Origin of the sequence: Siccirubricoccus soli (assembly GCF_024178315.1) — a bacterium.
Classification (GTDB): Bacteria; Pseudomonadota; Alphaproteobacteria; order Acetobacterales; family Acetobacteraceae; genus Siccirubricoccus; species Siccirubricoccus soli.
This window is the reverse complement of record NZ_JAMZIK010000030.1, coordinates 45,456-72,330: the sequence shown is the minus strand read 5'-3', so window position 1 is coordinate 72,330 and position 26,875 is coordinate 45,456. Positions and strand designations below refer to the sequence as shown.

The following is a 26,875-nucleotide window of genomic DNA, read 5'->3' as shown; positions in this document are numbered from 1 at the left end:
GGCCGGACGCTGAGGCAGGATCCCTGCCCCGCGAGGCGTGCATGCCTGACGCTCCGACCAGCCGGAGACTGCTGCTCTCGGCCACCGCCCTCATCGCCCTGGGCGGTCCCGCGGCCGCCCGCAGCATCCGCGGCGCCCTGCCCTGGTCCCCGAACGAGGCCTATCCGCCGCCGCGCGTCACCGCCGGCGGCTGGCTCTACTTCACCGCCGAGGAGGCGGCGAGCATCGAGGCCATCGCCAACCGCCTGATCCCGGCGGATGCGCTGGGGCCGGGCGGCGGGGAGGCGGGCTGCGCCATCTATCTGGACCGCCAGCTTGCCGGGCCTTACGGCTCTTCCTCCTGGCTCTACATGCAGGGGCCCTTCGCCCGTGGCACGCCGGAGCAGGGGCTGCAGGATGAGCGGCCGCCGGCAGCGCTCTACCGCCAGTCGCTCTCCGCCATCAACGCGCATTGCCGCGCCCGCTTCGGCGGCCGGGCCTTCCCGGCGCTGAGTCCGGAAGAGCAGGACGCGCTGCTGCACGCGATCGACGAGGGCCGCTCCGGCATCGCGGGGCTGGAGGACAAGCCCTTCTTCGAGATGCTGCTGCAGAACGTGATGGAAGGCTTCTTCGCCGACCCGATCTATGGCGGCAACCGCGACATGGCGGGGTGGAAGCTGCTGGGCTTCCCTGGCACCCGCTACGACTACCGGGAGATGCTGGACCGGCCGAACCAGCCCTATCGCGACCCGCCCGTGCCGCTCTCCGGCCTGCGCGCGGCGAGCTGGCAGGTGGCGCGGTGAGCCGGCGCCTGCCGCCCACCGATGTGGTGGTGGTGGGGCTGGGCTGGACCGGCTCGATCATGTCCTATGAGCTCTGCCGCGCTGGCCTCAGGGTGACGGCGATCGAGCGCGGGCCGTGGCGCGACACGCCGACCGACTTCCCGCCGACCACGGCGCCGGACGAGCTGCGCTACTCCATCCGCCACGACCTCTTCGTGCGGCCGGCGCAGGAGACGCTGACCTTCCGCAACACCATGAACCAGACGGCGCTGCCGATCCGCCGCTGGGGCAGCTTCCTGCCCGGCAATGGCGTGGGCGGCGCGGGCGTGCACTGGAACGGCCAGACCTGGCGCTGGCACCCCTGGGACTTCACCTTCCACAGCTCCTCCGTGGCGCGCTACGGCGCGGATTTCCTGCCCCAGGACCACATGATGCAGGATTGGGGCATCACCTATGAGGAGCTGGAGGAGAGCTTCGACCGCTTCGAGTATCTCTGCGGCATCTCCGGCAAGGCGGGCAATCTGGGCGGGCAGCTTCAGCCCGGCGGCAACCCCTTCGAAGGGTCGCGGCGGCGGGACTACCCAACGCCGCCGATGCAGATGACGGCGGCGCCCCAGCTCTTCGCCAAGGCCGCGACGGAGCTGGGCTGGAAGCCCTTTCCGCAGCCCTCCGCCAACCTCTCCCAGGCCTATACCAACCCCTATGGCTGCAAGTTGGCGCCCTGCACCTATTGCGGCTTCTGCGAGCGCTTCGGCTGCGGCAATTTCTCCAAGTCCAGTCCGCAGACCTGCGTGCTGCCGGTGCTGGTGCGGCATCCGGGCTTCGAGGCGCGGACCGAATGCCAGGTGACGCGGGTCAATCTCTCGCGCGACGGGAAGCGGGCGACCGGCGTCACCTATGTGGACACGGCGGGGCAGGAATGGGAGCAGCCGGCGGCGCTGGTGCTGCTCTGCGCCTACCAGCTCTTCAACGTGCGGCTGCTGCTGCTCTCCGGCATCGGCAAGCCCTACAACCCGGCGACGGGGGAGGGCGTGGTGGGGCGGAACTACGCCTACCAGGTGACGGGCGGCGCCACCGGCTTCTTCGGCCAGGACAAGATCTTCAACCCCTTCATCGGCGCCGGCTCGGTCGGCATGGTGGCGGATGAGTTCAACGCCGATAATTTCGACCACGGGCCGGCGGGTTTCGTCGGCGGCGCCAGCCTCGCCTGCATCCTGACCAATGGCCGCCCCATCACCAACCGGCCGGTGCCGCCGGACACGCCGCGCTGGGGCAGCGAATGGAAGCGGGCGACGCGGGACAACTACAATCGCTGGGCGGCGGTGGGGCTGCAGGGCAGCGTCATGCCCTACCGGGGCAACTACCTCGACCTCGATCCCACCTACAAGGACTCCAACGGGCTGCCGCTGCTGCGGATGACCTTCGACTTTCCGGAGAATGAGCGGAAGCTCAGCCGCTTCGCCGTGGACCGTTGCGTCGAGGCGGTGCGGGCGATGGGGGCGCACACGGTGCGGCGCAACGAGATCAGCGGCCCCTACAGCATCGTCCCCTACCAGAGCACGCACAACACCGGCGGCGCCATCATGGGCAGCGACCCGAAGACCAGCGTGGCGAACAAATACTGCCAGGTCTGGGACGTGCCGAATGTCTTTCTCTCCGGCGCCAGCCTGTTCCCGATGAATGCCGGATTCAACCCGACCGGCCCGGTGGGGGCGCTGGCCTATTGGGCGGCGGATGCCATCCGCGACCGCTACCTGCCCAACCCCGGGCCCCTGGTGCCGGCATGAGGGCGCTGCTGCTGCTGGCCGCGCTGCTGCTGAGTGCCCCCGCCGCGCGCGCCGACAACCAGGACTGGACCCAGGTGGCGCGCGGCCGCTACCTCGCCGTGGTCGGCGACTGCGTCGCCTGCCACAAGGCGACGGAGGGCGTCGCCGCCAGCGACTATGCCGGCGGGCGGCCGATCGAGACGCCCTTCGGCATGATCAATGCCGCCAACATCACGCCGGATGTGGAGACGGGGATCGGGCGCTGGACGCCGGATGATTTCGCGCAGGCGATGCGCGAGGGGCGGCGGCCGGATGGGGCGCATCTCTACCCGGCCTTCCCCTATCCCTGGTACACGCGGATGAGCCGGCAGGACATGGATGCGATCTTCGCCTTCCTGCGGACCATCCCGCCGGTGCGGCATGCGGTGAACCGCAACACCCTGCCGTTCCCCTTCCGCATCCGCGCGGCGATGATCGGCTGGAACATGCTGTTCTTCACGCCGGGGGAACTGCGGCCGGATCCGGCGAAATCCGAGGAGTGGAATCGCGGCGCCTATCTGGTGGAAGGGCCGGGACATTGTGGCGTCTGCCACACGCCGATGAACGCGCTGGGCGGCAGCCGCAGCAGCGAGGCCTTCGCCGGCCAGTCGCTGCAGGGCTGGATCGCGCCGAATATCGGCGGCAACGAGGCCCTGGGCGTCGGCGCCTGGGGCGTGGATGACGTGGTGCAGTATCTGCGCACCGGCGCCACCGCCTGGACGCGGGCGAGCGGACCGATGGCCGAGGTGGTGGAGTACAGCACCAGCGGCATGACGGAGGCGGACCTGCGCGCCATTGCCGTCTACCTGAAGGACCGGCCGCCGCGCGGTCCGGCGCCGCCGGCACCGCTGGCGGCCGATGCGCCGCGGATGCGGGCGGGGGAGGCGCTCTACATCGACAATTGCGCCGCCTGCCACCGGCGGGACGGGGCGGGCGTGGCGGGGATGATCCCCTCGCTGAAGGACAATCAGATCACCGTGCAGCCGGGGGTGGAGACGCTGGCGCGGGTGGTGCTGACCGGGGTGCGGAGCGCGGCGACCGACCTTGAGCCGACCGCGCCGGGCATGCCGAGTTTCGGCTGGCGGCTGGACGACCAGCAGGTGGCGGATTTGCTGAGCTATGTCCGCAACGCCTGGGGCAATGCGGCGCCGGAGGTGGATGTTTCCCTCGTGCGGCAACAGCGGGAGAGGCTGACGCGGGGCCCCTGACGGGGCGGCGTCCTCTCCGGCAGGAAGCGCCACTCGCGGAGGCCATGGGCTTGGGGTGCGCTCGACGCTGTCAAGCGCGCATGGCGGGCCCGGACGCGACGCCGTCCCGGGTGGCGTTGCAGGGCGGCCCCGGAAAGCGCGCCAGCCGCCGGTCACGGCTCGCGGATGCTCTCCTGCAACCCGCGCAGCAATGGATCGACGAGGTAGGAGATGACGCGGCGGCTGCCGACCTTGATCTCGGCGCTGAGGGTCATGCCCGGCAGCGGCCGCGCGCCGGGGGGCAGGTTCGTCAGCGCGGTCTGCGTCAGGCCGATGCGGGCGGCGTGGAAGGCGCCGGCGGCGCCGGGGTCCGGCCGCGCCTCGGCGGCGGGCTGGCGGGCGAAGCTGTCCTGTCCCACGCTCAGCAGCGTGCCGTGCAGGGCGCCATGGCGGTTGAAGGGGAAGGCATCCACCTTCAGCACCACCTCCGCCCCCTGTCGCAGATAGCCGATATCGGCGGAGCGCACCGCCGCTTCGGCGATCAGCGGCACATGGGCGGGCACCAGCACCACCAGCGGCTCCGCCTCCCGCAGCACGGAGCCGGCAGAGCGGCGGGCGACTTCCTGCACGATGCCATCCTGCGGCGCCGTCACCAGGGTGAGCTCCGCCAGGCGGTTGGCCTTGGCCAGCGTCTCCTCGGTGCGGGAGAGCTCGCCGCGGATGCGCACCAGCTCCTCCAGCAGCTGGCGCTGCCAGTCATCGAGGAAGGTCTGCCGCTCCGCCTGCTTGGCCTGCAGGGCGTGGCGCAGCTCCGCCATGCGGTTGCGGGCCTGGGAGAGGTCCTGATCCGCCTTGAGGCGCTGGGAGCGGGCGCCAAGCAGGTTGAGGCGGGAGCCGACCTGGCCCTCCATCAGCCGGGCGCGCATCGTCTCCACGTCCCGGGCGATGGCGGATTGCTCGGCGAGGAGCCCGGTCGAGTCCTCCAGCGTGCGGAGGCTGGCGGCGATGCTGCCGATCTCCTCCTCGAAGGCGCGGAGCCGGGCGCGGCGGACGGCCTCTCGCTGGGCGTGGAGCACGGATTGCAGGAGCTGGTCCTGGTCGCCCGGCGGGGGGGGCGGCAGGGGCTGGTCGCTCATCTCCGCCTCCAGCCTGCGGCGCTGGGCCAGCAAGGTCTGGCGCTGGGTGGTGAGGGCGGCGATGTCGGCGGCAGTGAAGGTGGAATCCAGCACCGCCAGTACCTGGCCGCGCTTCACCTCCTCGCCCGGCTTCACCCGCAGCTCGGTCAGCACCGCGCGCTCCATCGGCTGCAGCACGATGGGCGGGGAATCCGGCGCGAGGCGCCCCGAGGCGGTGACGACCATGTCCACCCGGGCGACGCAGGCCAGGGCAAGCAGCGCCAGGAAGAGCAGCGCGACGAGGTAATGCGCGCCGCCGAGGAAGGGCGGCGGCGGCTCCGCCAGCAGCGCATGCAGATCGTCCTGGAAGGGGATCGCCTCCGGCGCGACCGGCACCGGCTTCGGCGCCCGCCGGCGGCGCCCGATGGCGCGGAAGGGCAGCGCCGGCAGGGCGGCGTCGGAAGGCATCAGGCCGGAGCCAGCAGATGCTGCGTCTGCTGCTGCCAGAGATGCCGGTAGATGTCGCAGCGCTGCAGCAGCGCGGCATGCGGCGCCATGTCCACCACCTGGCCGCGATCCAGCACCAGGATGGCATCCGCCCCGGCCAGGGAGGCGAGGCGGTGGGAGACGATGATCATGGTGCGCCCCGCCGCGATGCGCGCCAGGTTGCGCTGCACGATCGCCTCGCTCTCCGGGTCCAGCGCGCTGGTGGCCTCGTCGAAGATCAGCAGGCTCGGCCGCGGCAGCAGGGCGCGGGCGATGGCGAGGCGCTGGCGCTGGCCGCCGCTGAAGTTCGCCGCATTTTCCTCCACCAGCGTGTCGTAGGAATGCGGTAGGCGCTCGATGAACTCGTCGGCGCCGGCGAGGCGCGCCGCCTCCAGCACCTCATGCAGCGGGGCGTCGGGGCGGGCGGCGGCGATGTTCTCCCGGATCGTGCCGCGGAACAGCAGATTCTCCTGCAGCACCACGCCGATTCCCCGCCGGAGATGGGTCAGCTCGATATGGCGGAGATCCATGTCGCCGACCCGGATCAGCCCGGATTGCGGCGTGTGGATGGCCTGGATGAGGCGGGTGAGGGTGGTCTTGCCGGAGCCGCTGCGGCCGACCACGCCGATGACCTGGCCCGGCTCCACCTGGAAGGAGACGCGGTCCAGCGCCGGCATGGCGGCGCCGGGATAGCGGAAGGTCACCTGGTCGAAGGCGAGGGCGCCGGTGATGGCGGGGCGGGCCAGCCTTTCCTGGCCGCGGCGCTCCGGCTGGGCGTTCATCACATGGCCCAGCATGCGGACGGAGAGCGCGGCTTCCTGGTACTCGTTGATCAGCGCCACCATCTGCACCAGCGGGCCGGTGACGCGGCCGGAGAGCATGGTGAAGGCGACGAGCGCGCCGATGCTGAGGCTGCCCTCGAACACCGTGGCGGCGCCGATAGCGAGCACGCTGATCTGCATCAGCTTCTCCAGCAGGTTGGTGGCCACCGTGCCGGCAATGCCGATGCGCCCCACCTCCGCCTGCTGCCGTACGGCGTTAACCAGCTTCTGCTCCCAGGCCGCCTGGCGGACCGGCTCCAGCACCAGGGACTTCACCGCGCGCATGTTATGCAGCGTCTCCACCAGATAGGCCTGGCGGCTGCCCTCGGACTGGTAGAGCCGGTCCAGCCGGCGGCGGAAGCCGGGCACCAGCGCGGCGATGACGCCGGCGATCGCCAGCGAGAAGCCGAGCACGATGGCCGTGAGCAGGCCGGAATAGAGGGCAAGCGCCACCAGCAGCACGGGCAGCGCCACCGCGTCCAGCATGGCCTGGAACAGGCGCCCGGTCAGGAAGTGGCGGAGCTTCTCCGTCTGCTGCATGTGCCGCACCAGCACGCCGGCGGTGTTGCTTTCGAAGAAATGCAGCGGCAGGCCGAGCAGGTGCTGGAAGGTGCGGGCGCCGAGCCGGGCGTCGATCTTGTTCGTCGCCAGCAGCATCAGCCGCTGGCGGAGGTAGGAAAAGCAGGCGTCGAAGCCGGAGAGCAGGATGAAGGCCGCCGCCACGACGTAGAGCGTCTGCCAGGAATGGTGGGTGACGACCTTGTCGATCATCACCTGGAACATCAGCGGCGTGGCGAAGCCGATGAGGGAGGAGAGGATGGCGGCGATGGCGACGCCGCGGAAGAAGCGGCGCTGGCGGATGATCTCCGGCAGGAACCAGCGCAGGCCGAAGGGCTGCGCCTCATCCGCCAGGGCATGGACGCGCTTGCAGAGGATGAGGGTGCCGGTCCATTCGGCGGTGAAGCGCTCCTCCGGCCAGAGCTGCATGCCCTGGCGTTCCTCGGCCGGGTCCACGATGGCGGCGCTGCGGCGGCCATCGGCGCCCGGGATGACATGGACGAGGATGACCCAGGATCCATCCTTGCGGACCGCCATGGCCGGGTAGGCGGTGCCGAGCGCGCCGGCCTTGGCCCAGTCGCAGTGCCGCAGCACGCGGCCCTGCAGCCCAAGCTTCTTCATGGCACGCAGCACGGAAGGGACCATGTCCGGCCCGTCGATCGCCGGCAGCTCCTCCGGCGCCAGATGCAGGCCGTGGTGCATGGCGACGAGGAACATGCAGCGCAGCGCGGTGAGTTCGGGCGCCAATCCTTGGCTCCGGTCGGGGGTGAAGCGGGTCAGGCCGGGCTGGCGAGGAGGGCGGGGCGCAGGCCCAGCGCCTCGGTGAAATGGTCGATGGTGCGGCTGAGGCCCTCGGCGAGCGGGATGCGCGGCTCCCAGGCCAGGAAGCGCCGAGCCTTGGCGATGTCCGGGCAGCGCTGCATCGGATCGTCGGCCGGCAGGGGGCGCAGCAGGAAGGGGGAGGAGCTGCCGGTGAGGCGCAGCACCTGCTCCGCCAGCTCGCGGATGGAGAATTCTCCGGGATTGCCGAGATTGATCGGGCCGACGAGGTCGTCCGGCGCATCCATCAGCCGGATCAGCCCCTCGATCAGGTCGTCGACATAGCAGAAGGAGCGGGTCTGGCTGCCATCGCCATAGAGGGTGATGGCCTCCCCGCGCAGCGCCTGGACGATGAAATTGGAAACCACGCGCCCGTCATTCGGATGCATGCGCGGACCATAGGTGTTGAAGATGCGGGCGACGCGGATGTTGACGCCGTTCTGCCGGTGATAGTCGAAGAACAGCGTCTCGGCGCAGCGCTTGCCTTCGTCGTAGCAGGAGCGGATGCCGATGGGGTTGACGTTGCCGCGGTACTCCTCCGGCTGCGGGTGCAGGGCGGGGTCGCCATAGACCTCCGAGGTGCTGGCCTGGAGGATCTTCGCGCCGGTGCGCTTCGCCAGCCCCAGCATGTTGATGGCGCCGTGGACGGAGGTCTTCACCGTCTGCACCGGGTTGTGCTGGTAGTGCACGGGCGAGGCCGGGCAGGCGAGGTTCCAGATCTCGTCCACCTCGACGTACAGGGGGAAGGTGACGTCGTGGCGCATCACCTCGAAATTCGGATGGCCGAGCAGGTGGCGGATATTGTCGCGGGAGCCGGTGAAGAAATTGTCCACGCAGAGGACATCGGCGCCGGCGGCCAGCAGCCTTTCGCAGAGATGCGAGCCGAGGAAGCCGGCCCCGCCGGTGACCAGGCTCCGCTTGCGTGCGCGTTTCATCCGCCGGCACCTCCTGTGACGTGGTAGAGCCTCGGAGGCATAGCGCGCCGCTGGTTTGCCAATGGTTACGAAGCCGGGGCGGGGAGGCGGCTTGCGCCCTGGCCGGGGCGCGGTAGACCAGGGGCGTGCTCCACCTGATCAAGCTTTCCGTCGGGCCGAAGGATGTCGGCCAGTTGCGCGCCATCCAGGAACGCCGGCTGGCGGAAGACCCGCCGCTGCGCCACCGCACCCGCATGGCCCCGAAGCGGGCGGCGGAGCTGGTGGCGGGAGGCTCGATCTACTGGGTGGTCGCCGGCTTCGTGCAGGTGCGCCAGCGCCTGCTGGAGGTGCGGGAGGAGAATTGGGAGGACGGGTCCGCCTGCGCCGGGCTGGTGCTGGACCCGGTGCTGGTGCCGGTGGCGGCAAGGCCGATGAAGCCCTTCCAGGGCTGGCGCTACCTGGCGCCGGAGACGGCGCCGCCGGACCTTGCCGATATGGCGCAGGCGGAGGGGGAAGGGGAGCTGCCGGAGGCGCTCAGGGCGGAGCTGCGGAGCCTGGGGCTGCTATAGGCATCCCGAGGGGCGTTGCCCCTCGGGCTCCCCACCAAAGGCCGAAAGGCCTTTGGACACCGTGAGTTTCAAGGGCGTGGGCTGGAGGTGCCGGGGGCCACGGCGTCGAGGGGGCGCGGGTCAAGCCGCCGGTCCACCTGCTGCCGGGCTTCCTCCAGAAGCTGCACCAGGCCGCTCGGCACGTGGTTGCGCAGCGTCACCTGCCCGCCGTCATCCGGGGCATGGATCGCCACCACCCAGCCCTCATGGCCGTCATCCAGCATCTCCAGCCGATGCTGCCGATAGGTCTTCAATCCGACGCGGCGTAGCCGTGGCATCTCCATCTCCTCTGCGCCTTGGCGCCAGACGGGGGTGCCAAGGCGGCGTGGTACACAGACAAGGTCGCAGCTTGTCTGTTGCTGGGCCATCGGTCAACGCCGCGCGGCGGCCGGCAGAGCGGGGCTGACCTCAGCCGGGGGGCTGCTGCGAAGGGCGGGATTGCAGGGGGCGGCCATCCATCGGCACGCCGGCATCGCCATGGCCGAGGAAGGCGAGGAGGGTGGGGGCGAGGTCGATCGGCCGGGCCGGGGCGGCGTCGCGGCCGCCGGGGGCGAAGCCCGGCCCGTCCGCGATCATCACCGGCGCCTGCTCCGCCGCGCCGAGCCCGCCATGCTGGCCGCAGCCGAGGCGGTCCGGCTTGCCGGCCACCGGCTTCGCCGCCAGCGCCATGCCGGGGATGCCGTACTGGTTGACCCCGCCATGTCGGCGCATGGCGATGGCGGCAATCAGCCCCTCGGCGCCCGGGCGCTGGCCGGCGGCGGCCAGCGCCTCGCCTTCCAGCAGCGTGCCGACCCAGGGCCGGGCGCGGAGGAATTCCAGCACCGGGGCCGGATCCCGCGAGGGCGCCAGATGCACCAGCACCGAGGTGCCGTTGGAGGCGGTGACCAGGGTCTCGCCCGGATCGAGCCCGGCCGCCGCCAGCTCCGCCTCCACATCGATCACCGCCTCCACCGTCTCATGCCCGTGGTCCGAGCCGGCCAGCAGCAGCACCTCCTGCCCGGCGGTGCGGCGGCGATCGACCGCCGCCATCACCTCGCCAAGCCTGGTATCGGCGGCGGTGATGGCGGCCCAGGCGGCGGGCGAGCCGAGCGGGTGGGCGTGCTGCGAGGCATCCGGCTCGCCCAGCCAGAGCAGGCCGAGGGCGCCGCCCAGGCCCTCCTCGAGGAAGCGGGCGGTGAGCCTGGCGTCGCCGGCGGCGTCCAGGGTGATGTCGGTGGCCGGTGCCGCCTCCCGGCCCGGCTCATGGGCGATGGCGCGCTGCACCAGCCGGCCGCTGCGGTTCGGGTCATGCGCCAGGGCGGCGCCGGGGGAGACGTTGCTGAAGATGGCAACCCCGCCATGCGGCGCGAGGCGGTCCGCCAGGGTCGGGCGGTCCAGCGCGCTGCCGCGCAGGGCGCGGCGGGTGGGCAGGAAGCCGGGGTCGCCGGCATCCAGGGGCAGCAGGGTGCCATCCTCCCGCAGCAGCGCCAGGGAATTGCCCGCCAGCCCGTGCGAGGCCGGGAGGCAGCCCGTGGCGGTGCTGGCCGAGACGATGCGCGTGGCGCTGGGGAACATGGAGCGGTAGCCGGTGAAGGCGGTGCCGCGGCCCATGAGCCGCCAGAGGTTGGGGGTCCGCTCCGGGGAAAGGGCGTCGCGGCGGAGGCCGTCCAGGATGACGAGCAGGGCGAGGCGATCGGTCATGGCGACGGGCTGGCTCCGGCGCTGGGGGTGGGCGGCGAGCATGCCCGAGACCCGCGCCGGTGGCAGCCCCGCGCCGCACCGGCCAGCCCGGGGGCGGGGCGCGGCGCCCGGCCCGCTGCGGCGGGGGACCGCGAGGCGTTCCCGCCGGACAGCGTGAATTCCACGGGTCGGCATGGGGCCGGGTTGGCTGACGCAGCTTGGCCGATCCCGCTCCTCGCCACGGCGGCGGGCGCCGGTTGCGCCCGGGCGTGACGGATCGGCATCGGACACGTGCCGGTCCGGATGGCGGCCTGGGACGGCGGGCGCAGCCGGCGGCGTGGATTGGGCGCGGCGGGAGCGTGGCGCCGGAGGAAGCCGCGGCAGCCTGTCGCAAGCCTCGATGCCGCAGCGTGAAATCGCCCGCCCTATGGACCTTGTCCTGTCGCCATGCGTGAATTGCCCATGCCAGGGGCAGAACTTGCCCAAGGGCGCGGCAAGGCTACTCTGCCCGCATGTCTGGAAACGCCGAAGAGTCGCAGCGCCTGACCGGGCGGATGCGGCGCAACCTGCTGCTGCTCGCCTGTTGCCAGGCGATCGGCCAGGCGGGGAACACGATGATGGCCTCGGCCACCGCCCTCTCCGTCATCAGCTTCTACGCCAATCGCGACCTCGCCACCCTGCCGATGACGCTGCAGCATCTCGGCGTGATGCTCTCCGCCTTCCCGGCCGGGCTGCTGATGCAGCGCTTCGGGCGGCGGGTCGGGTTCAAGCTCGGCTCGATCTGCGGGATGGTGGGCGCCGTCACCATCAGCCTCGGGCTCTACCACGCGATGTTCCCGCTGATGTGCCTCGGCGGCTTCATCCTCGGCTATGCGGTGGCCAGCCTGCAGATGTACCGCTTCGCCGCGGTGGAGCTGGCGCCGCCCGCCTACCGGGCGAAGACCATTTCCTGGGTCACGGCGGGAGGCGTTGCCGCCGGCATCCTCGGCCCCAGCATCGCCCGGCTGACACATGACCAGATGGTGCCGCTCTATCTGGCGACCTACGCGTCGATGTTCGTGCTGCACCTCATCGTCTTCACCCTGATGTCCTTCATCGAATTCCCGCCGCCGCCGCGGGCGGCCGCCGCCGGGACGGGACGGGCGGAGGCGCCGCCGCGGCCGCTGCGCGAGATCGCCGCCCAGCCGCGCTTCGTCGTCGCCGTCACCGCGGCGATGATGGCCTATGGCGTGATGTCCTTCCTGATGAGCGCCTCACCGCTCGCCATCGTCGCCTGCGGCATGCCGCATGCGGAGGCGCATTGGGTGATCTTCCTGCATGTGATGGGCATGTTCGTGCCCTCCTTCTTCACCGGCGCGCTCATCACCCGCTTCGGCGAGACGCGGATCATGGCGCTCGGCCTGCTGGTCCTGGCGCTCGGCGTCGGCTGCGGGCTGGCGGGGATTTCCGCCTGGCATTTCCGGCTTGGGCTGATGCTGAACGGCGTCGGGTGGAACTTCCTCTTCGTCGGCGCGACCGCGCTGGTCACCACCTGCTACCGGCCGAACGAGCGGGGCAAGACCCAGTCGCTGAACGATTTCCTGATCTTCGGCACCACCGCGACGGCCAGCTTCCTGGCCGGGCTGCTGCAGGAGCATCTCGGCTGGTTCGTGCTGAACTGGTTCTCGCTCGGCCTGCTGACGGTGGTGGGGGCGGCGATCGTCTGGCTGGCGCTGCGCCAGCCCCGCCGGGCGGTGGCGTGATGCCGGCCGCGCACGACCACGGCCCCTGGGGCTGCGCCTGCTGGGGGCCGCAGGACGAGCTGGGCGCCGCCAACCTGCTGACGCCGGAGAAGCGGCTGGCGGCGCTGAAGGGCATCGAGACGGGGCAGGTCTTCGACCTCTCCCATGTCTTCGGCGCGGATGCGCCCTACATGGCGCCGAACCAGCCGCCCTTCCTGATGATGCTCTGGGCCACCTGGCGGGATTCCATCCGCCGCCGCCGCAGGCTGGGCATGACCAACGACGCCGGCAGCAATGTCGAGCGGATCGAGATGACGGCGCATGTCGGCACGCATATCGACGCGCTCGGCCATGTCTCGAAGGGCGACAGGCTCTACAACGGCTTCGACGCGGCGGAGACGCTGGGCGATTGGGGCCTACTGCGGCTCGGCGTCGAGAAGATCCCGCCGCTCATCACCCGCGGCCTGCTCTTCGACGTGGCAGGCCTTGATGGCGGGGCGCATCTCGGGCCCGGCCGGGTGGTGACGCCGGAGGAGCTGGAGGCGGCGGCGGCCAAGGCCGGCTTCGCGGTGGAGCCGGGCGACATCGCGCTGATCCGCACCGGCTGGGGCTGCTACTTCGCCGTGGACAATGCCCGCTACCTCGCCGGCGCGCCGGGCATCGACGTGCCGGCCGCGGAGTGGTTGACGCGCCAGGGGGTGGTGGCGATCGGCGCCGACAACATGGCGCTGGAGGTGCTGCCGAACCCGGACCACAGCAAGGCGCTGCCGGTCCACCAGCACTGCCTGGCGGAGGCCGGGGTGCACATCATCGAGAACCTGGCGCTGGAGGAGATCGCGGCGGCGGGCGTCAGCCGCTTCTGCCTGATCCTGCTGCCGCCGAAGATGCGGGGCGCGACCGGCGCGCCGGTGCGGCCCGTCGCCCTGATCTAGAGCAGATCGCGTTCAGATGGACTCATCTGAACGCGTGAAGATGCTCGCGAAACAACGGCCTGGAGCAGGCTGCGGGAGCGCAAGCGAACGCAGCATGCTCTAGGAAGGGCCCAGGAGGCCGCGCGGCGTCCTCGGACCCCCGGAGCGCCGGAGGCCCGGGAGCTTGCGCGGCAAAGCCACGGCAGGATGGCGGGTGGCGGCGGGTTCTGCGGGCACGCCAGGACGGCCGCCGCTGCCTGCCGCGCCAAGCGGCGGGTCCGGCAGCCCTGTCCGGGCCGGCGGTCGCCTGCACTCAACCCGCGGGGAAGCGCAGCGTCGCCCGGGTGCCGCTGCCGCTCTCGAGGCGCAGGCTGGCGCGGGCCTGGCGGGCCAGCAGCGGCACCAGATGCAGGCCGAGGCTGCCCGAGGGCGTGTTGCGCGGCGTCGCCTCCGGCAGGCCGATGCCGTCATCCTCCACCAGCAGCTCGACCTGGCCGGGCTCCCCCCGGCGCAGCGCCAGCCGGATGGTGCCGTTCGAGCGGCCGGGGAAGGCGTGGCGGGCGGCGTTCACCACCAGCTCGTTCACGATCAGCGCCAGGGGTTGCACCTGCGCCACTGGCAGCTCCAGCCTGAGCTGCAGGTCGATCTCGAGCCGCAGCCCGGGCCGGCCGGCCACCTCCAGCGCGGCGCGGGCGGCGGTGCCCAGCTCCTCGCCCAGCTCCAGCCCGGCATCGTCCACCACGCGGAACATGCGATCCTGCACCAGCGTTGCCAGCATCACCCGCATGGCGGCGCCGCGCAGCGCCTGGGCCACCAGCTTGTCGCTGGCCCGGGCCGCCTGCAGGCTGAGGAAGGAGGTCGTGGCCTGGGCGTTGTTCTTCACCCGGTGGTGCAGCTCGGAGAGCAGCTCCTCCCGCGCCTGCACCGCCGCCTGGCGGCCCGCCTGGGCCTCCCGCATCTCGGTGATGTCGGTGCAGGCGCCGATGTAGCCGCCGAAGGCATCGCCCTCGGTCAGCGGCCTGCCATGCTCCCGCAGCCAGCGCCAGGCGCCGTCATGCCGGCGCAGCCGGTACTCGACCTGGAACTCCTCCCGCTTCTCGAAGGCGGCGGCGAAGACGGCGAGGCAGGCGGCGGCGTCCTCCGGATGCACCAGCTCCAGCCGGCCGGAGCCGCGCTCGCGTTCCATCGGCCGGCCGGTGAAGTCCAGCCAGGGGCGGTTGACGAAATCGCACTGGCGGTCGGTATCACAGCGCCAGATCATCAGCGGCGCCTGGTCGGCGAGGGCGCGGAAGCGGAGCTCGGCTTCGGTCGGCTCGGCTGCGGGGGGTGGCTGTCCCTGCACCTCCGCCTCTCCCATGCCGTGCTGCCCTTCACTCAATCCCCGCCGGAGCCGTGGACGCGCCATGGACCGCCGAGTTGCATATCCCGGCCATATGGGCCCCGGGACTCGTCCCGGCAGCGGGATAGGCCGGGCTCCGGCCGCTGGGAAGCACAAGAGCGCGTGGCTGGCGCAGCTTTGATGCAGCGGCGGCGGCGGAATCTGCGGCGCCTTCCCGGCCGGGCCGGGCGCCCCGGCTCCGGGTCCGGGGCGGCGCCTGGCGTGGTGGCGATGGGCGGAGAAAGGCGGGACAAGGCAGGGAAGCGCGGGAACAGGCGGGCAGCAGCGGGGAGAGGCGGGGCGATGCAGGGCGGGGCAGGAGGATGACGCCACCGGAGCAGTGGCTGCGGGTGACGCCGCAGGGGTTGTTCTGCGCCCCGGCAGGGGTCTTCATCGACCCGACGCGGCCGGTGGCGCGGGCGGTGATCACCCATGGCCATGCCGACCATGCGCGGCCGGGTCATGGGGCGGTGCTGGCCACGGCGGAGACGCTGGCCATCATGCGGGCGCGGATGGGCGAGGGGGCGGGGGACCGCCAGCAGGCCCTGGCCTATGGCGAGACGCTGCGCCTCGGCGAGGTGGCGCTGCGGCTGGTGCCGGCCGGGCATGTGCTCGGCTCCGCCCAGGTGGTGCTGGAGTATGGGGGCGCGCGGGCGCTGGTCTCGGGCGACTACAAGCGCCAGCCGGACCCGACCTGCGCCTCCTTCGAGCCGGTGCCCTGTGACGTGTTCGTCACCGAGGCGACCTTCGCCCTGCCGGTCTTCCGCCACCCGCCGCCGGCGCAGGAGATCGGCCGCCTGCTGCGCAGCGTGGCGCTGTTCCCGGAGCGGACGCATGTCATCGGCTGCTACGCGCTGGGCAAGGCGCAGCGGCTGATCGCGCTGCTGCGGCAGGCGGGGTGGCAGCAGCCGATCTGGCTGCATGGCACGCTGATCCCGCTCTGCCGGCTGTACCAGGAGCTGGGGGTGGAACTCGGCGAGTTGCGGCCGGCGACGGTGGCGGAGAAATCCGCGCTGCGCGGCGCCATCGTGCTGGCGCCGCCCTCGGCCATCGCGGATCGCTGGGCGCGGCGGCTGGAGGATCCCGTGGTGTGCATGGCCTCCGGCTGGATGCGGGTGCGGCAGCGGGCAAAGCAGGGCGGGGTGGAGTTGCCGCTGGTGATCTCCGACCACGCCGATTGGGATGACCTGCTGCGCACCATCGCCGAGGTGGGGGCGCCGGAGGTGTGGGTGACGCATGGGCGGGACGATGCGCTGGTGCATGCGCTGGCGCAGCGCGGGGTGCGGGGCCGGGCGCTGCACCTGGTGGGGCTGGGCGAGGAGGAGGAGGGGGTGGATGCGGCCTGAGCGGGCCTGCCGGCGTCCCGGCCTAGCCGAGGCCGCGCCGCCGGCGCCACAGCCAGCGGCCGAGGCGGGAGCGGCGAAGATCGAGCTTCGTGCAGGTGGTGCGGATGCGGCGGAGGCGCGTCGGCAGCGCCGCGTATTTCGCCTCGAACCCCGCCTGGGCCGCGTGGAAGCTGGCATCCTTCCGCCCCGGGCTGAGATGCCGCAGATGGAAGTCGATCACCCAGGCACCGCGCCCGGCCAGCCCGGCCTGCAGGCAGAGATCGGCGCCGTAGAGATGGAATCCCGCCAGGTCGGCCGAAAGCCCGATCGGCGCCGCGCGGCGGAGCACGAGGAAATTCTCGTCGAGGCTCACCGCCCGGGCCGGCAGCCGGCCGCGCCGCTGATCCTCGCCATAGGGGTCGGAGATGCGGATCGCCAGCTCCCCCTCCGGCGTGCCGCCGGCATTGCCGGCCAGTGCCCAGTCCGGGTCCAGCCGGTCGAGCTCCGCCAGCCGGGCCAGCAGCGCCTCGGCGCCCTCCTCCAGCAGCCGGACATCCTGGTGGCAGAGGATCACGTAGCGGCCGCGCGCGGCTTCCAGCAGGCGGGGAATGCCCTGAAAGGCATCGCAGCCGGCGCCCTCCGTGGTGTCGATGGCGATGAACTCGGCCCGCTCCGGCCCGAAGCCGCCGGCGGCGAAGCTCTCCGCCATGGCGGCGTGCTGCGCCCGGTCATTCACCAGGGTGCAGATGGAGAAGGCCAGGGCCGGCGCCGTTCCCGCTGCCGGCAGGAAGCGCGCGGCCGGGCCGCGGGTGAGAAGGGCCTCGGACACGGGACCGGGTTCTGCCCGAAAACCCCCGCGTCCCGCCACGGAAAAGTGAAACCGGCATGAGCCTGCCCGCCTTCGCCGCCCTGCTGGAACGGCTGGTCTTCACCCCCGGGCGCCTCGCCAAGCTGGCCCTGCTGCGGGATTGGTACGCCACCCAGCCGGACCCGGACCGCGGGGTGGGGCTGGCAGCGCTGACCGGGGAGCTGGTCTTCACCGCCGCCAAGCCGGCCCTGATCCGGGACATGGTGGCCGCCCGCACCGACCCGGTGCTGCTGGCGCTGAGCCATGACTATGTCGGCGATTTCGCCGAGACGGTGGCGCTGATCTGGCCGGAGCGCGAGGGGGTGAACACGCCGGCCCCGGACCTGGCCGAGGTGGTGGAGGCGCTGGAGCTGACGCCGAAGGCGGAGCTGCCAGGGCTGATCGCCGGATGGCTGGATGCGCTGGATGCCACCGGGCGGCTGGCGCTGATCAAGCTCATCACCGGGGGGTTGCGCGTCGGCGTCTCCGGCCGGCTGGCGCGGGTGGCGCTGGCCGAATGGTCCGGCCGGGCGGTGGAGGAGATCGAGGAGGTGTGGCACGGCGTCGCGCCGCCCTACACCGCCCTGTTCCACTGGCTGGAGGGCAAGGCGGAGCGCCCGGACCCGCGGGAGGCGCCGGTCTTCCGGCCCCTGATGCTGGCGCACCCGCTGGAGGATGCCGACCTCGCAGCGCTGGATCCGGCGCAGTGGCGGGCGGAGTGGAAATGGGACGGCATTCGGGTGCAGCTCACCGCCGGGCCGGGCGGGCGGCGGCTGTGGAGCCGGGGCGGGGAGGATGTCTCCGGCGCCTTCCCCGAGATCATCGAGGCGATGAACTTCCACGCCGTGCTGGATGGCGAGCTGCTGGTGGTCCGGGAGGGCGAGGTGGCGCCCTTTGCCGATCTGCAGCAGCGGCTGAACCGCAAGGTCGTGACACCGAAGATGCAGAAGGACTACCCGGCCGGCGTCCGGCTCTATGACCTGCTGTTCGAGGGCACGGAGGATCTGCGCGGCCTGCCCTTCGACCAGCGCCGGGCGCGGCTGGAGGCATGGGTGGCGCGGCACGCCCCGGCGCGGATGGACCTTTCGCCGCAGATCGCCTTTGCCTCCGTCGCCCAGCTTGCGGAGATCCGCGAGGGGGCGCGTGCCGCCTCCATCGAGGGGCTGATGCTGAAGCGGGCGGACAGCCCCTATGTCGCCGGGCGCGTCAAGGGGCTGTGGTGGAAGTGGAAGCGGGCGCCGCTCTCGATCGACGCCGTGCTGATGTATGCCCAGCGCGGCCATGGCAAGCGCAGCAGCTTCTACTCCGACTACACCTTCGGGTTGTGGCGGCCGGACGGGCAGGGGGGCGAGGAGCTGGTGCCGGTGGGCAAGGCCTATTCCGGCTACACGGACCAGGAGCTCACCTGGCTGGACCGTTGGATCCGCAACCACACCACCGGCCGCTTCGGCCCGGTGCGGGAGGTGGAGAAGGCGCTGGTGCTGGAGGTGATCTTCGACGCGGCGCAGCTCTCCACCCGGCACAAATCCGGCGTCGCGCTGCGCTTCCCTCGCATCGCCCGCATCCGCACCGACAAGCCGGCGAGCGAGGCGGACCGCCTTGAGAACCTGATGAGCTACGTGGCGGCGGCGCGGCCGGAGGAGGGCTGATCGACGGGCACCTGCCCGCGCGCCGCCATCCAGCCTTGGCCCCATTGCTCCAGCGCCAGCAGCACGGGGCGGAGGCCCTGGCCCGAGGCGGTGAGGGCGTATTCGACCCGCGGCGGCGCCTCCGCATGGATGGCGCGCAGCACCAGCCCGGCCTCCTCCAGCTCCCGCAACTGCTTCGTCGGCATGCGCTGGGTGATCTGGCCGAGGCGCCGGCGCAGCGCGCGGATCACGGCCGAGACTCCGCGCCGCGTGCATGGGCTGGTGGAGAGTGGCAGGTCGATCGGCAAGGTTGTGCTGGAGGGTTCTAGAGCATTTTCGGTTCACATGCGTTCACCGAAAACGCTCTACGCTTTTGTTTGCAGAGCAGATTCACGCATTCGCGCGATGCCGCCCTAGGGCGATCTGCTCTAGGTCGAAGAGGGCTCTGCCCTCCTCGAGCTCCACCCGCCAAACGCCGAAGGGCCTTTGGAAACCATGAGTTCGGACCCGACAGTTCAGCCGCGAAACTCATGGGTTCAAAGGGCCTTTCGGCCCTCTGCGGGTGGGAGTTTGAGGGAGGGCAGCGCCCTCCCTCAACCCTCAGGCAGGACTTTCCCCGGATTCATCACCCCACGCGGATCCAGCGTCTGCTTGATCGCCCGCATCATCTCCAGCGCCAGCTTGTCCTTCAGCGCCCGCATCACATGCAGCTTGGAGACGCCGATGCCGTGCTCCGCGCTGAAGCTGCCGCCGAGCGCCATGGCGATCTCGTTCACCACCATGTCCGCCGCGCCGGCGCGGGCCGCCCATGCCTCGCGCGTTACGCCGGGCGGCGCCTTCAGCCCGACATGGATGTTGCCGTCGCCGGCATGGCCGATGGCGACCATCCGCCCCTCCGGCCAGCGCGCCGCCAGCGCCGCTTCCACCCGCGCCAGGAATTCCGGCACCGCGGAGACCGGCACGGCGGTGTCGGTGGCGATGGAGGGGCCGGCCATGCGGGAGAATTCCGGGAAATCCTCCCGGATGCGCCAGAAATCCCGCCGCTGCGCCTCATTCTCCGCCAGCACGGCATCGGTGCACTCGCCGGCCTCCAGCGCCGCTTCCAGCGCGGATTCCAGCATGGCGCGCACGGGCACCGCCGGATGCGCCGCAGCGAGCTCCACCATGACGTACCAGGGGCTTTCGAGCGGCAAAGGCAGGCGGAGATGCGGGCCGTGCTCCGCCACCATCTCCAGGCAGATGCGCTGGATCAACTCGCAGGCGATCACCTCCGCCCCGCTGCCCAGCATGCGGCCGAGCAGGCTGAGCGCCGCATCGGGGGAGGGGACGGCAAGGAAGGCCGTCTCCACCCGCTGCAGGGCCGGCACCAGGCGCAGCGCCGCGGCGGTGATGACGCCGAGGGTGCCCTCCGCGCCGAGGAAGAGGTGGCGCAGCGCGTAGCCGCTATTGTCCTTCCGCACCCGGCGCAGATCGTTCAGCACGCGGCCATCCGGCAGCACCACTTCCAGGCCGAGCACCAGTTCGCGCGCATTGCCCCAGCGCAGGGTGCGGATGCCCCCGGCATTGGTGCTGAGCATGCCGCCGATCTGGGCGCTGCCCTGGGCGCCCCAGGCGATGGGAAACAGCCGCCCAGCCTCCGCCGCCGCCTCCTGCACACGCTGCACCACGCAGCCGGCCTCGGCCACCAGGGAGAAGTCGCGGGCATCGACGTCCCGGATGCGGTTCAGCCGCTCCAGGCTCAGCACCACGGCGGGCGGGCCGCCGGGCGAGACCACCGCCGCGCCGCACAGCCCGGTGCGCCCGCCGGCCGGGACCACGGCGATGCCGGCCTCGGCGCAGGCAGCGACGGCGGCGGAGACCTCCTCCACCGTGCCGGGCTTCAGCACGGCGAGGGGCTGGCCGCGCCAGGTGCCGCGCCAATCCACCGCATAGGGGGCCATGTCCTCCGCCGCCGTCAGGCAGTGGCGCGGGCCGAGCAGGGCGGCCAGGGTCTCGACCTGGCTCGTTTCGACGTTCCTCATGCGGTGACTCTCCGCCGTGCGGCCACGGGCTTCAAGCCCTCCGCCCCCCTGGCCCCCGCCGCCGTGATGCGCTTTCCTGCACGGCCAAGGACAGATGGGGGAGAGAATGGCCGAGGTTCTGCCGTTGAGCGCGGATTACGTGGTGGTGGGGGCCGGCTCCGCCGGCTGCGCGGTGGCGGCCCGGCTCTCGGAGGACCCCTCGGTGACGGTGGTGCTGCTGGAGGCCGGCGGACGGGACCGGAACCCCTGGCTGCATGTGCCGATCGGCTACGCCAAGACCATGTACCACCCGACCCTCTCCTGGAACCTGATGACGGAGCCGGAGCCGAATCTCGGCGGGCGGCGGGTGCCCTGGCCGCGCGGGCGGACGCTCGGCGGCTCCTCCGCCATCAACGGGCTGCTCTATGTCCGCGGCCAGCACGCGGATTACGACCATTGGCGCCAGCTCGGCTGCACCGGCTGGGGCTTCGAGGATGTGCTGCCCTATTTCAAGCGCTCCGAGGACCAGGAGCGCGGGGCGAGCGCGCTGCATGGCAAGGGCGGGCCGCTGGCCGTCTCCGACCTGCGCGACCGCAACCCGCTGGCCGAAAGCTTCATCGAGGCCGCCGTGGAGCTGGGCCTGCCGCGCAACGATGATTTCAACGGCGCGGAGCAGGAGGGGGCGGGCTTCTACCAGACCACCTCCCGCAATGGCTGGCGCTGCTCCGCCGCCACCGCCTATCTCAAGCCGGCGCGGGGTCGGCCGAACCTGACGGTCGTCACCGACGCGCACAGCACCGGCCTGCTGCTGGAAGGCCGCCGCGCCGCGGGGGTGAAGCTGGAGCGGCATGGCGCCAAGCTGACCATCAAGGCGGTGCGGGAGGTGATCCTCTGCGGCGGCGCCATCGCCTCCCCGCATCTGCTCATGCTTTCCGGCATCGGGCCGGCGGCGCATCTGCAGGAGATGGGGATCGCGGTGGTGCACGACCTGCCTTCGGTGGGGCGGAACCTGCAGGACCACTTCCAGGCGCGGCTGGCCTACCGGGTGAACCAGAAGGCCAGCATGAACACCCGCACCCGCACCTGGTGGGGCAAGGCGCTGATGGGGGCGGAATTCGCGCTGAGGCGCACCGGACCGCTGACGGTCAGCGCCGGCACGGCGGGGCTGTTCGCGCGCGTGCTGCCGGGCAGCGCGACGCCGGATGTGCAGTTCCATTTCCTGCCCTTCAGCACCAGCGCGACGATGCTGGAGCTGCACCCCTTCCCGGGCATGACGCTCAGCGTCTGCCAGCTTCGTCCGGAAAGCCGCGGCACCATCACCCTCGCGAGCCCAGACCCGCGCGCCAAGGCGCTGATCCATGCGAACTACCTGGCGACCGAGACCGACCGGCGCTGCATGATCGAGGGGGCGAAGCTCGGCCGGCGGCTGGCGCAGACCGCGGCCCTGTCCCGCTGGGTGGAGGAGGAGATTGCGCCCGGCCCCGGCGCGGTCAGCGACGAGGACTGGCTGGAGTGGATCCGCCGAACCGGCGGCACGATCTATCATCCGAGCGGCACCTGCCGGATGGGCGGCGACCCGGCGAGCGTGGTGGACCCGGAGCTGCGGGTGCGCGGCATCGAGGGGCTGCGCGTGGCGGATGCCTCCATCATGCCGACGGTGGTCTCGGGCAACACCAATGCGCCGGCCATCATGATCGGCGAGAAATGCGCCGACATGGTGAAGGCGGCGGCGAAGCAGCGCCTGGCCGCCTGAGCCTGGCGCATGGCGGAAGGTCATGGCCCAGAACATCTACGACAGGCCGGATTTCTTCGAAGGCTATAGCCGGCTGCCGCGCTCCCGCCTCGGGCTGGAGGGGGCGCCGGAATGGCCTGCCATCCGGGCGATGCTGCCGCCATTGCGGGGGCGGCGCGTCGTCGATCTCGGCTGCGGCTTCGGCTGGTTCGCGCGCTGGGCGGCCGCGCAGGGCGCCGCCCAGGTGCTGGGCGTGGACCTCTCGACGAAGATGCTGGCGCGCGCCCGCAGCGGCACGGCGGATCCCGCCATCACCTTTCTCCAGGCCGACCTGGAACGGCTGGAGCTGCCCGAGGCCGGGTTCGACCTCGCCTACAGCTCCCTGGCCCTCCACTACATCGAGGATTTCGGCCGGCTGGTGCGCATGGTCCACCGGGCGCTGGTGCCGGGGGCGGGCTTCGTCTTCACCATCGAGCACCCGATCTACATGGCCTCCCGGCAGCCGGGCTGGATGGTGCGGGAGGGCGGCGGCCGGAGCTGGGCGGTGGACCATTATGCGGTGGAAGGCGAGCGGCGGACGGATTGGCTCGCCAAGGGCGTGGCGAAGCAGCACCGAACCCTCGGCACCACGCTCACCACCCTGATCCGGGCGGGCTTCACCTTGCGCGAGGTGCAGGAATGGCACCCGACGCCAGCACAGCTCGCCGCGCAGCCCGCCCTGGCCGAGGAGATGGACCGGCCGATGCTGCTGCTGGTCGCCGCCACGCGCTAGAGCAGTATCCGATCAGGTGATTCCACCTGATCGGATACTGCTCCAGGGACGGCCTCAGCCCTTCCCGAACGCGGCCATCGCCTTCTTCCACTCCGCCGCCGCCAGGTTCTCCTCGAGCGCCAGCAATTCGGTCGCCAGCGCGCCGCGCGGGTCGCGGTCCAGCCCTTCGGCGATGCAGCGCTTGGCCATCCGCATGGCGGCAGGCGGTGCCTTGGCGATGGTGGCGGCAATCTCCTCCACCGTCGCTTCCAAGGCCTCCGGCGCCACCAGCCGTGACACCAGCCCATGGGCCAGCGCCTCCTCGGCAGAGAGGGTGCGGCCGGTGAACATCATGTCCTTGGCAAGCCGCGCCCCCAGCACCCGCGGCAGGCGCTGGGTCGCGCCCACCGTGCCCCAGAGGGCCTCCGGCGTGCGGAAGCTGGCGGCCGGCGTGGCGAGGATGAAGTCGCAGGCGGCGGCGATCTCGACGCCGGAGCCGACCGCCGGCCCCGCCACCACGGCGATGCTCGGCATCGGCAGGGCCTCGATGGCGGCGTAGGCCAGGAAGCCGCGCAGGCGGCGGGCGCGCACCTGCTCGTCGCTCATGCCCTGGCGCTCCTTCAGGTCGGCGCCGGCACAGAAGACCGGACCGGCGGCGCGCAGCAGCACCAGCTTCGCGCCGTCCTCCGTCGCGCGGCGGCAGGCGAGGGCCAGCGCCTCGGCCAGGGCCAGGTTGAAGGCGTTGCGCGCCTCGGGGCGGTCGAGCGTCAGCGTCACCACGCCGCGCTCGTCGCCGGCGTAGCGCAGCACCTCACTCATCGCGGCGCGCCCTCGGCGTTCAGCATGGCCTTGATGCGGCGCATCTTCTCGGGGCCGTAGGTGGCGGCGGTTTCGGCGAGGGCGCAGGCGGTCTCCAGCAGCGCGGCTTCCGGCACCACGCGGTTCACCAGGCGGAGGGCGCGGGCCTCCTCGGCGGGCAGGGGGCGGCCAGTGGTCAGCAACTCGAAGCAGTCCTTCGGCCCCAGCGCCCGCAGCAGCATCGGCGCGACGAGGGAGGGGTAGATGCCGTGCTTCGCCTCCGGATAGAGGAAGCGCGCGCCTTCCGCCGCCACCACCATGTCGCAGGAAAGGGCGAGGGAGGCGCCGGCGCCGACCACCGCGCCCTGCACCGCGGCGACCACCGGCTTGCCGGTCTGCGCAGGTGCTGCCATCAGCGCCGCGTTCAGGGCGGAGCGGGCCTGGCGCGCCGCGTCATCCAGGCCGGCGCGCTCACCGAGGTCGGCACCGGCGGAGAAGCCGGCGCCGGCGCCCGCGATCACCACGGCCGCGATGGAATCCGTCTCGTCGGCGGCGCGCAGCCCGGCGATGATCGCCTCCACCAGCGCGCCGTTCAGGGCATTGCGCTTTTCCGGACGGTTCAGCCGCAACACGCGGACCCGGCCATGTTCCTCCACCAGCAGCACCAAGGCGTCGCTCTCCCATCTTCCTGCGGGGCGGGACGGCCCTTGTCCCTGTCCCGGCCCCGGCGCCATGCTGGCACCAAACCGGAGGAAACCGAAATGCGCGTCCCCCGCCGCGCCCTGCTGGCCGGCCTGGCCTCGCCCCTGGCGCTGTCCTGTCCGGCCCTGGCGCAGGCGCCCTGGCCCAGCCGCACCATCCGCTTCATCGTGCCCTTCGCGCCCGGCGGGCCGGTGGAGATCCCGGCACGCTTCATTGCCGAGCAGCTCTCGCCCCGGCTTGGCCAGCCGGTGATCGTGGAGGCGAAGCCGGGCGCCGGCGGCGCGCTCGGCATCCAGAGCGTGGCGCAGGCGAACGACCCGCATCTGATGCTGGTGACGACCAGCGCCATCGCCATCCTGCCCGCGCTGATGAAGGAGCCGGGCTTCGATCCGCTGGCGGATTTCACCCCCGTCTCGCTGCTGACCGATGCGCCCATGATCTTCCTGGCGCGGCCGGACAGCCCGGTGCGCGATCTGGAGGAGCTGCTGGCCAAGGCGCGGGCGAAGCCGGGGAGCATCAGCTACGGCTCCTCCGGCGCCGGCTCCACCACCCATCTCGGCGGGGCGCTGTTCTGCAGCATGGCGGGCGTCGATCTGCTGCATGTGCCCTATCGCGGCGCGGCCCAGGCGGTGAATGCGCTCTACGCGGGCGATACCGATCTGATGGTGACCGGCATGGGGGAGGCGATGCCGCATCTGCGGGAGAAGCGGCTGCGGGCCATCGCCGTGACCGGACGCGGCCGGATCCCCGCCCTGCCGGAGGTGCCGGCCGCGATGGAGCGGGTGCCGGACTACGTCATCACCATCTGGTACGGCTTCTTCGGCCCGCGCGGCCTGCCGCCCGGGCTGGCGGAGCGGCTGGCCACGGAGATCGCCCCGCTGCGGGACGGCAGCGCGCTCGCCGAGCGCTTCCGCGGTACCGGGGTGGAGTTGCTGCTGACGCCGCCCGCATCGCTGGCCGAACGCATGGCGCGGGAGGTGCCGCAATGGAAGCGCATTGCCGCCGCAGCGAATCTGCGGGCGGAGTGAGGCGTGATGGCCCGGGAGGGCTTGCCGGGACGCACAGCATGCGACTGCAGGCCCGGGCGAAAGCATCGCTCCAGCACGAGCCCGGGCATGCCACCACCGCCCCGCTTCGCCTGGCCCTAACGACTGATTAGGCCGGCGAGGCTAGAGCAGATCGCCGTAGGGCGGCATCGCCCGTAGGCGTGAATCTGCTCTGCCAACAAAGGCGTAGCGCGTTTTCGGTGTACGCATGTAAACCGAAAACGCTCTAAAGCCGGGACAGACAGCAAGGGGGAACGTCACAGCGCTTCAGGAGTCGCTTCATGCATCGCCGGGAATGGCTCGCCGCCACCCTCGCCCTGCCGGGCCTTGCCATGCCTGCCCTCGCCCAGCCGCACTGGCCCAGCCGGCCGCTGCGCTTCATCGTGCCCTTCGCCGCCGGCGGCCCGGTGGAAATCCCCGCCCGCTTCCTGGCGGAGGCGCTGGCCCCGGTGCTCGGGCAGTCGGTGGTGGTGGAAACCCGCGGCGGCGCGGGCGGTGCGGTCGGCACACAGGCTGTCATCGCCTCGCAGGATGCCCACACCTTTCTCTTCACCACCGGCGCTATCGCCATCCAGCCGGCCCTGCAGCCGGAGATCGGCTATGACCCGCAGAAGGATCTGCTGCCCATCTCCCTCATCTCCGAAGCGCCGATGGGCTTCGCGGCGCGGCCGAATGGCCGGGTGAAGGACTTGGCCGGGCTGATCGCGCTGGCCAAGGCGCAGCCGGGTGCAATCACTATCGGCTCCTCCGGCAATGGTACCACCACGCATATGCTCAGCGCCCTCTTCGCGCTGCGGGCCGGCATCGAGTGGACGCATGTGCCCTATCGCGGCGGCGGGCAGATGGTCGGCGCCTTCCTCGGCGGGGACATTGATCTGATGTCGGTCGATCTCGCCACCGGCATGCCGCATGTGAAGGAAGGGCGGGCCGTCTTCATCGGCCAGAGCGGCACGGCGCGCAGCCCGGTGCTGCCGGAGGTGCCCTGCCTGCAGGAGATGGTGCCGGGCGCGGCGCTGAGCATCTGGTTCGCGCTGCTCGGGCCGAAGGGCACGCCGCCGGAGGTGGCGCAGAAGCTGGCAGGGGCGCTGGAAGGCTTCCGCAGCAGCGCGCTGGCCGGGCGTATGGCGGAGAACGGCGCCGCGCTGCTGCTGGCCGGGCCGGAGACCCTGGCCGCGAGGCTGAACATGGAGCTGCCGATGTGGCGGCAGGTGGTGGCGCAGGCGGGGTTGAAGGCGGAGTAGAAGGTTGGGGGCGCCGCCCCCAAACCCCCGCCGGGGGGCGGACCATCCCCCGGACCCCGGTC

The 26,875-nt window shown here is 71.9% G+C and carries 23 protein-coding genes; 12 read left to right on the top strand and 11 right to left on the bottom strand.

The features are described 5' to 3' along the window. The first annotated feature begins 41 nt into the window (after nucleotides 1–41). From NJ376_RS05660 to NJ376_RS05650, 3 genes are read left to right on the top strand one after another with little or no spacing between them, the layout of a single operon-like run. Nucleotides 42–782, top strand: coding sequence for a gluconate 2-dehydrogenase subunit 3 family protein (locus tag NJ376_RS05660; protein ID WP_252952260.1), 741 nt, complete (start codon nucleotides 42–44; stop codon nucleotides 780–782). Further along, on the top strand, nucleotides 779–2,548 hold the full coding sequence (locus tag NJ376_RS05655) for a GMC family oxidoreductase (RefSeq protein WP_252952259.1): 1,770 nt from the start codon (nucleotides 779–781) through the stop codon (nucleotides 2,546–2,548). Before NJ376_RS05660 ends, NJ376_RS05655 begins: the two co-directional genes overlap by 4 nt. After that, entirely contained in the window at nucleotides 2,545–3,774 is a 1,230-nt protein-coding gene (locus NJ376_RS05650) for a c-type cytochrome (protein ID WP_252952258.1), read from the top strand. Before NJ376_RS05655 ends, NJ376_RS05650 begins: the two co-directional genes overlap by 4 nt. A 152-nt stretch (nucleotides 3,775–3,926) precedes the next feature. Here the strand turns inward: NJ376_RS05650 and NJ376_RS05645 are convergent, their stop codons facing one another. From NJ376_RS05645 to NJ376_RS05635, 3 genes are read right to left on the bottom strand one after another with little or no spacing between them, the layout of a single operon-like run. Then, a complete protein-coding gene (locus NJ376_RS05645) occupies nucleotides 3,927–5,336 on the bottom strand; it encodes an HlyD family type I secretion periplasmic adaptor subunit (RefSeq protein WP_252952257.1) in 1,410 nt (469 codons plus the stop codon). Next, on the bottom strand, nucleotides 5,336–7,480 hold the full coding sequence (locus NJ376_RS05640) for a peptidase domain-containing ABC transporter (RefSeq protein WP_252952256.1): 2,145 nt from the start codon (nucleotides 7,478–7,480) through the stop codon (nucleotides 5,336–5,338). The genes NJ376_RS05645 and NJ376_RS05640 overlap by 1 nt, the downstream gene beginning before the upstream one ends. A 29-nt stretch (nucleotides 7,481–7,509) precedes the next feature. Continuing rightward, nucleotides 7,510–8,487, bottom strand: coding sequence for a UDP-glucuronic acid decarboxylase family protein (locus NJ376_RS05635; RefSeq protein WP_252952255.1), 978 nt, complete (start codon nucleotides 8,485–8,487; stop codon nucleotides 7,510–7,512). 125 nt (nucleotides 8,488–8,612) lie between these two features. On the opposite strand from NJ376_RS05635, the gene NJ376_RS05630 reads away from it, so the two are divergent. Beyond that, entirely contained in the window at nucleotides 8,613–9,035 is a 423-nt protein-coding gene (locus tag NJ376_RS05630) for a DUF1489 family protein (protein WP_252952254.1), read from the top strand. Nucleotides 9,036–9,103: 68 nt separating this feature from the next. On the opposite strand, the gene NJ376_RS05625 is transcribed toward NJ376_RS05630, so the two are convergent. Together NJ376_RS05625 and NJ376_RS05620 are read right to left on the bottom strand one after the other, a co-directional pair. After that, nucleotides 9,104–9,352 carry a hypothetical protein gene (locus NJ376_RS05625; RefSeq protein ID WP_252952253.1) on the bottom strand — a complete coding sequence of 83 codons (249 nt, stop codon included), beginning with the start codon at nucleotides 9,350–9,352 and terminating at the stop codon, nucleotides 9,104–9,106. A gap of 130 nt (nucleotides 9,353–9,482) precedes the next feature. Continuing rightward, on the bottom strand, nucleotides 9,483–10,754 hold the full coding sequence (locus NJ376_RS05620) for an alkaline phosphatase family protein (RefSeq protein WP_252952252.1): 1,272 nt from the start codon (nucleotides 10,752–10,754) through the stop codon (nucleotides 9,483–9,485). Nucleotides 10,755–11,245: 491 nt separating this feature from the next. On the opposite strand from NJ376_RS05620, the gene NJ376_RS05615 reads away from it, so the two are divergent. Next, complete coding sequence (locus NJ376_RS05615) at nucleotides 11,246–12,475, top strand: MFS transporter (RefSeq protein ID WP_252952251.1); 1,230 nt, start codon at nucleotides 11,246–11,248, stop codon at nucleotides 12,473–12,475. After that, nucleotides 12,475–13,386, top strand: a complete 912-nt coding sequence (locus NJ376_RS05610; RefSeq protein WP_252952250.1) for a cyclase family protein — start codon at nucleotides 12,475–12,477, stop codon at nucleotides 13,384–13,386. Before NJ376_RS05615 ends, NJ376_RS05610 begins: the two co-directional genes overlap by 1 nt. A 292-nt stretch (nucleotides 13,387–13,678) precedes the next feature. Here the strand turns inward: NJ376_RS05610 and NJ376_RS05605 are convergent, their stop codons facing one another. Beyond that, a complete protein-coding gene (locus NJ376_RS05605; protein ID WP_252952249.1) occupies nucleotides 13,679–14,707 on the bottom strand; it encodes a sensor histidine kinase in 1,029 nt (342 codons plus the stop codon). Between the two features lie 359 nt (nucleotides 14,708–15,066). On the opposite strand from NJ376_RS05605, the gene NJ376_RS05600 reads away from it, so the two are divergent. Continuing rightward, nucleotides 15,067–16,089 (top strand): ligase-associated DNA damage response exonuclease, encoded by a 1,023-nt coding sequence (locus tag NJ376_RS05600; RefSeq protein WP_252952248.1) that lies wholly within the window; start codon nucleotides 15,067–15,069, stop codon nucleotides 16,087–16,089. A 22-nt stretch (nucleotides 16,090–16,111) separates the two neighbouring features. Here NJ376_RS05600 and NJ376_RS05595 read toward each other — a convergent pair whose 3' ends face one another. Then, nucleotides 16,112–16,897 (bottom strand): hypothetical protein, encoded by a 786-nt coding sequence (locus tag NJ376_RS05595; RefSeq protein ID WP_252952247.1) that lies wholly within the window; start codon nucleotides 16,895–16,897, stop codon nucleotides 16,112–16,114. 56 nt (nucleotides 16,898–16,953) lie between these two features. On the opposite strand from NJ376_RS05595, the gene NJ376_RS05590 reads away from it, so the two are divergent. After that, nucleotides 16,954–18,564 (top strand): cisplatin damage response ATP-dependent DNA ligase, encoded by a 1,611-nt coding sequence (locus NJ376_RS05590; RefSeq protein ID WP_252952246.1) that lies wholly within the window; start codon nucleotides 16,954–16,956, stop codon nucleotides 18,562–18,564. Here the strand turns inward: NJ376_RS05590 and NJ376_RS05585 are convergent. Together NJ376_RS05585 and NJ376_RS05580 are read right to left on the bottom strand one after the other, a co-directional pair. After that, complete coding sequence (locus tag NJ376_RS05585; RefSeq protein ID WP_252952245.1) at nucleotides 18,531–18,794, bottom strand: winged helix-turn-helix transcriptional regulator; 264 nt, start codon at nucleotides 18,792–18,794, stop codon at nucleotides 18,531–18,533. The two genes, NJ376_RS05590 and NJ376_RS05585, sit on opposite strands and share 34 nt — an antisense overlap. Before the next feature lie 342 nt (nucleotides 18,795–19,136). Continuing rightward, nucleotides 19,137–20,564 carry an FAD-binding oxidoreductase gene (locus tag NJ376_RS05580; RefSeq protein ID WP_252952244.1) on the bottom strand — a complete coding sequence of 476 codons (1,428 nt, stop codon included), beginning with the start codon at nucleotides 20,562–20,564 and terminating at the stop codon, nucleotides 19,137–19,139. A gap of 106 nt (nucleotides 20,565–20,670) precedes the next feature. On the opposite strand from NJ376_RS05580, the gene NJ376_RS05575 reads away from it, so the two are divergent. Together NJ376_RS05575 and NJ376_RS05570 are read left to right on the top strand one after the other, a co-directional pair. Next, nucleotides 20,671–22,296, top strand: a complete 1,626-nt coding sequence (locus NJ376_RS05575; protein ID WP_252952243.1) for a GMC family oxidoreductase — start codon at nucleotides 20,671–20,673, stop codon at nucleotides 22,294–22,296. A gap of 22 nt (nucleotides 22,297–22,318) precedes the next feature. After that, nucleotides 22,319–23,047 (top strand): class I SAM-dependent methyltransferase, encoded by a 729-nt coding sequence (locus NJ376_RS05570; protein WP_252952242.1) that lies wholly within the window; start codon nucleotides 22,319–22,321, stop codon nucleotides 23,045–23,047. Between the two features lie 54 nt (nucleotides 23,048–23,101). On the opposite strand, the gene NJ376_RS05565 is transcribed toward NJ376_RS05570, so the two are convergent. Continuing rightward, nucleotides 23,102–23,845 carry an enoyl-CoA hydratase/isomerase family protein gene (locus NJ376_RS05565; RefSeq protein WP_252952241.1) on the bottom strand — a complete coding sequence of 248 codons (744 nt, stop codon included), beginning with the start codon at nucleotides 23,843–23,845 and terminating at the stop codon, nucleotides 23,102–23,104. After that, a complete protein-coding gene (locus tag NJ376_RS05560) occupies nucleotides 23,842–24,489 on the bottom strand; it encodes an enoyl-CoA hydratase/isomerase family protein (RefSeq protein WP_252952330.1) in 648 nt (215 codons plus the stop codon). Before NJ376_RS05560 ends, NJ376_RS05565 begins: the two co-directional genes overlap by 4 nt. 96 nt (nucleotides 24,490–24,585) lie before the next feature. On the opposite strand from NJ376_RS05560, the gene NJ376_RS05555 reads away from it, so the two are divergent. Both NJ376_RS05555 and NJ376_RS05550 read left to right on the top strand, forming a co-directional pair. Then, nucleotides 24,586–25,554, top strand: coding sequence for a Bug family tripartite tricarboxylate transporter substrate binding protein (locus NJ376_RS05555; protein ID WP_252952240.1), 969 nt, complete (start codon nucleotides 24,586–24,588; stop codon nucleotides 25,552–25,554). A gap of 299 nt (nucleotides 25,555–25,853) precedes the next feature. After that, nucleotides 25,854–26,813, top strand: coding sequence for a Bug family tripartite tricarboxylate transporter substrate binding protein (locus NJ376_RS05550; protein ID WP_252952239.1), 960 nt, complete (start codon nucleotides 25,854–25,856; stop codon nucleotides 26,811–26,813). Nucleotides 26,814–26,875: the final 62 nt, after the last annotated feature.

Bases quoted from the DNA above. Each gene is read 5' to 3' on its own strand.
- NJ376_RS05660 (WP_252952260.1), top strand. From the start codon at position 42: ATGCCTGACGCTCCGACCAGCCGGAGACTGCTGCTCTCGGCCACCGCC.
- NJ376_RS05650 (WP_252952258.1), top strand. From the start codon at position 2,545: ATGAGGGCGCTGCTGCTGCTGGCCGCGCTGCTGCTGAGTGCCCCCGCC.
- NJ376_RS05645 (WP_252952257.1), bottom strand. From the start codon at position 5,336: ATGCCTTCCGACGCCGCCCTGCCGGCGCTGCCCTTCCGCGCCATCGGG.
- NJ376_RS05635 (WP_252952255.1), bottom strand. From the start codon at position 8,487: ATGAAACGCGCACGCAAGCGGAGCCTGGTCACCGGCGGGGCCGGCTTC.
- NJ376_RS05625 (WP_252952253.1), bottom strand. From the start codon at position 9,352: ATGCCACGGCTACGCCGCGTCGGATTGAAGACCTATCGGCAGCATCGG.
- NJ376_RS05620 (WP_252952252.1), bottom strand. From the start codon at position 10,754: ATGACCGATCGCCTCGCCCTGCTCGTCATCCTGGACGGCCTCCGCCGC.
- NJ376_RS05615 (WP_252952251.1), top strand. From the start codon at position 11,246: ATGTCTGGAAACGCCGAAGAGTCGCAGCGCCTGACCGGGCGGATGCGG.
- NJ376_RS05610 (WP_252952250.1), top strand. From the start codon at position 12,475: ATGCCGGCCGCGCACGACCACGGCCCCTGGGGCTGCGCCTGCTGGGGG.
- NJ376_RS05600 (WP_252952248.1), top strand. From the start codon at position 15,067: ATGACGCCACCGGAGCAGTGGCTGCGGGTGACGCCGCAGGGGTTGTTC.
- NJ376_RS05590 (WP_252952246.1), top strand. From the start codon at position 16,954: ATGAGCCTGCCCGCCTTCGCCGCCCTGCTGGAACGGCTGGTCTTCACC.
- NJ376_RS05580 (WP_252952244.1), bottom strand. From the start codon at position 20,564: ATGAGGAACGTCGAAACGAGCCAGGTCGAGACCCTGGCCGCCCTGCTC.
- NJ376_RS05575 (WP_252952243.1), top strand. From the start codon at position 20,671: ATGGCCGAGGTTCTGCCGTTGAGCGCGGATTACGTGGTGGTGGGGGCC.
- NJ376_RS05570 (WP_252952242.1), top strand. From the start codon at position 22,319: ATGGCCCAGAACATCTACGACAGGCCGGATTTCTTCGAAGGCTATAGC.
- NJ376_RS05565 (WP_252952241.1), bottom strand. From the start codon at position 23,845: ATGAGTGAGGTGCTGCGCTACGCCGGCGACGAGCGCGGCGTGGTGACG.
- NJ376_RS05555 (WP_252952240.1), top strand. From the start codon at position 24,586: ATGCGCGTCCCCCGCCGCGCCCTGCTGGCCGGCCTGGCCTCGCCCCTG.
- NJ376_RS05550 (WP_252952239.1), top strand. From the start codon at position 25,854: ATGCATCGCCGGGAATGGCTCGCCGCCACCCTCGCCCTGCCGGGCCTT.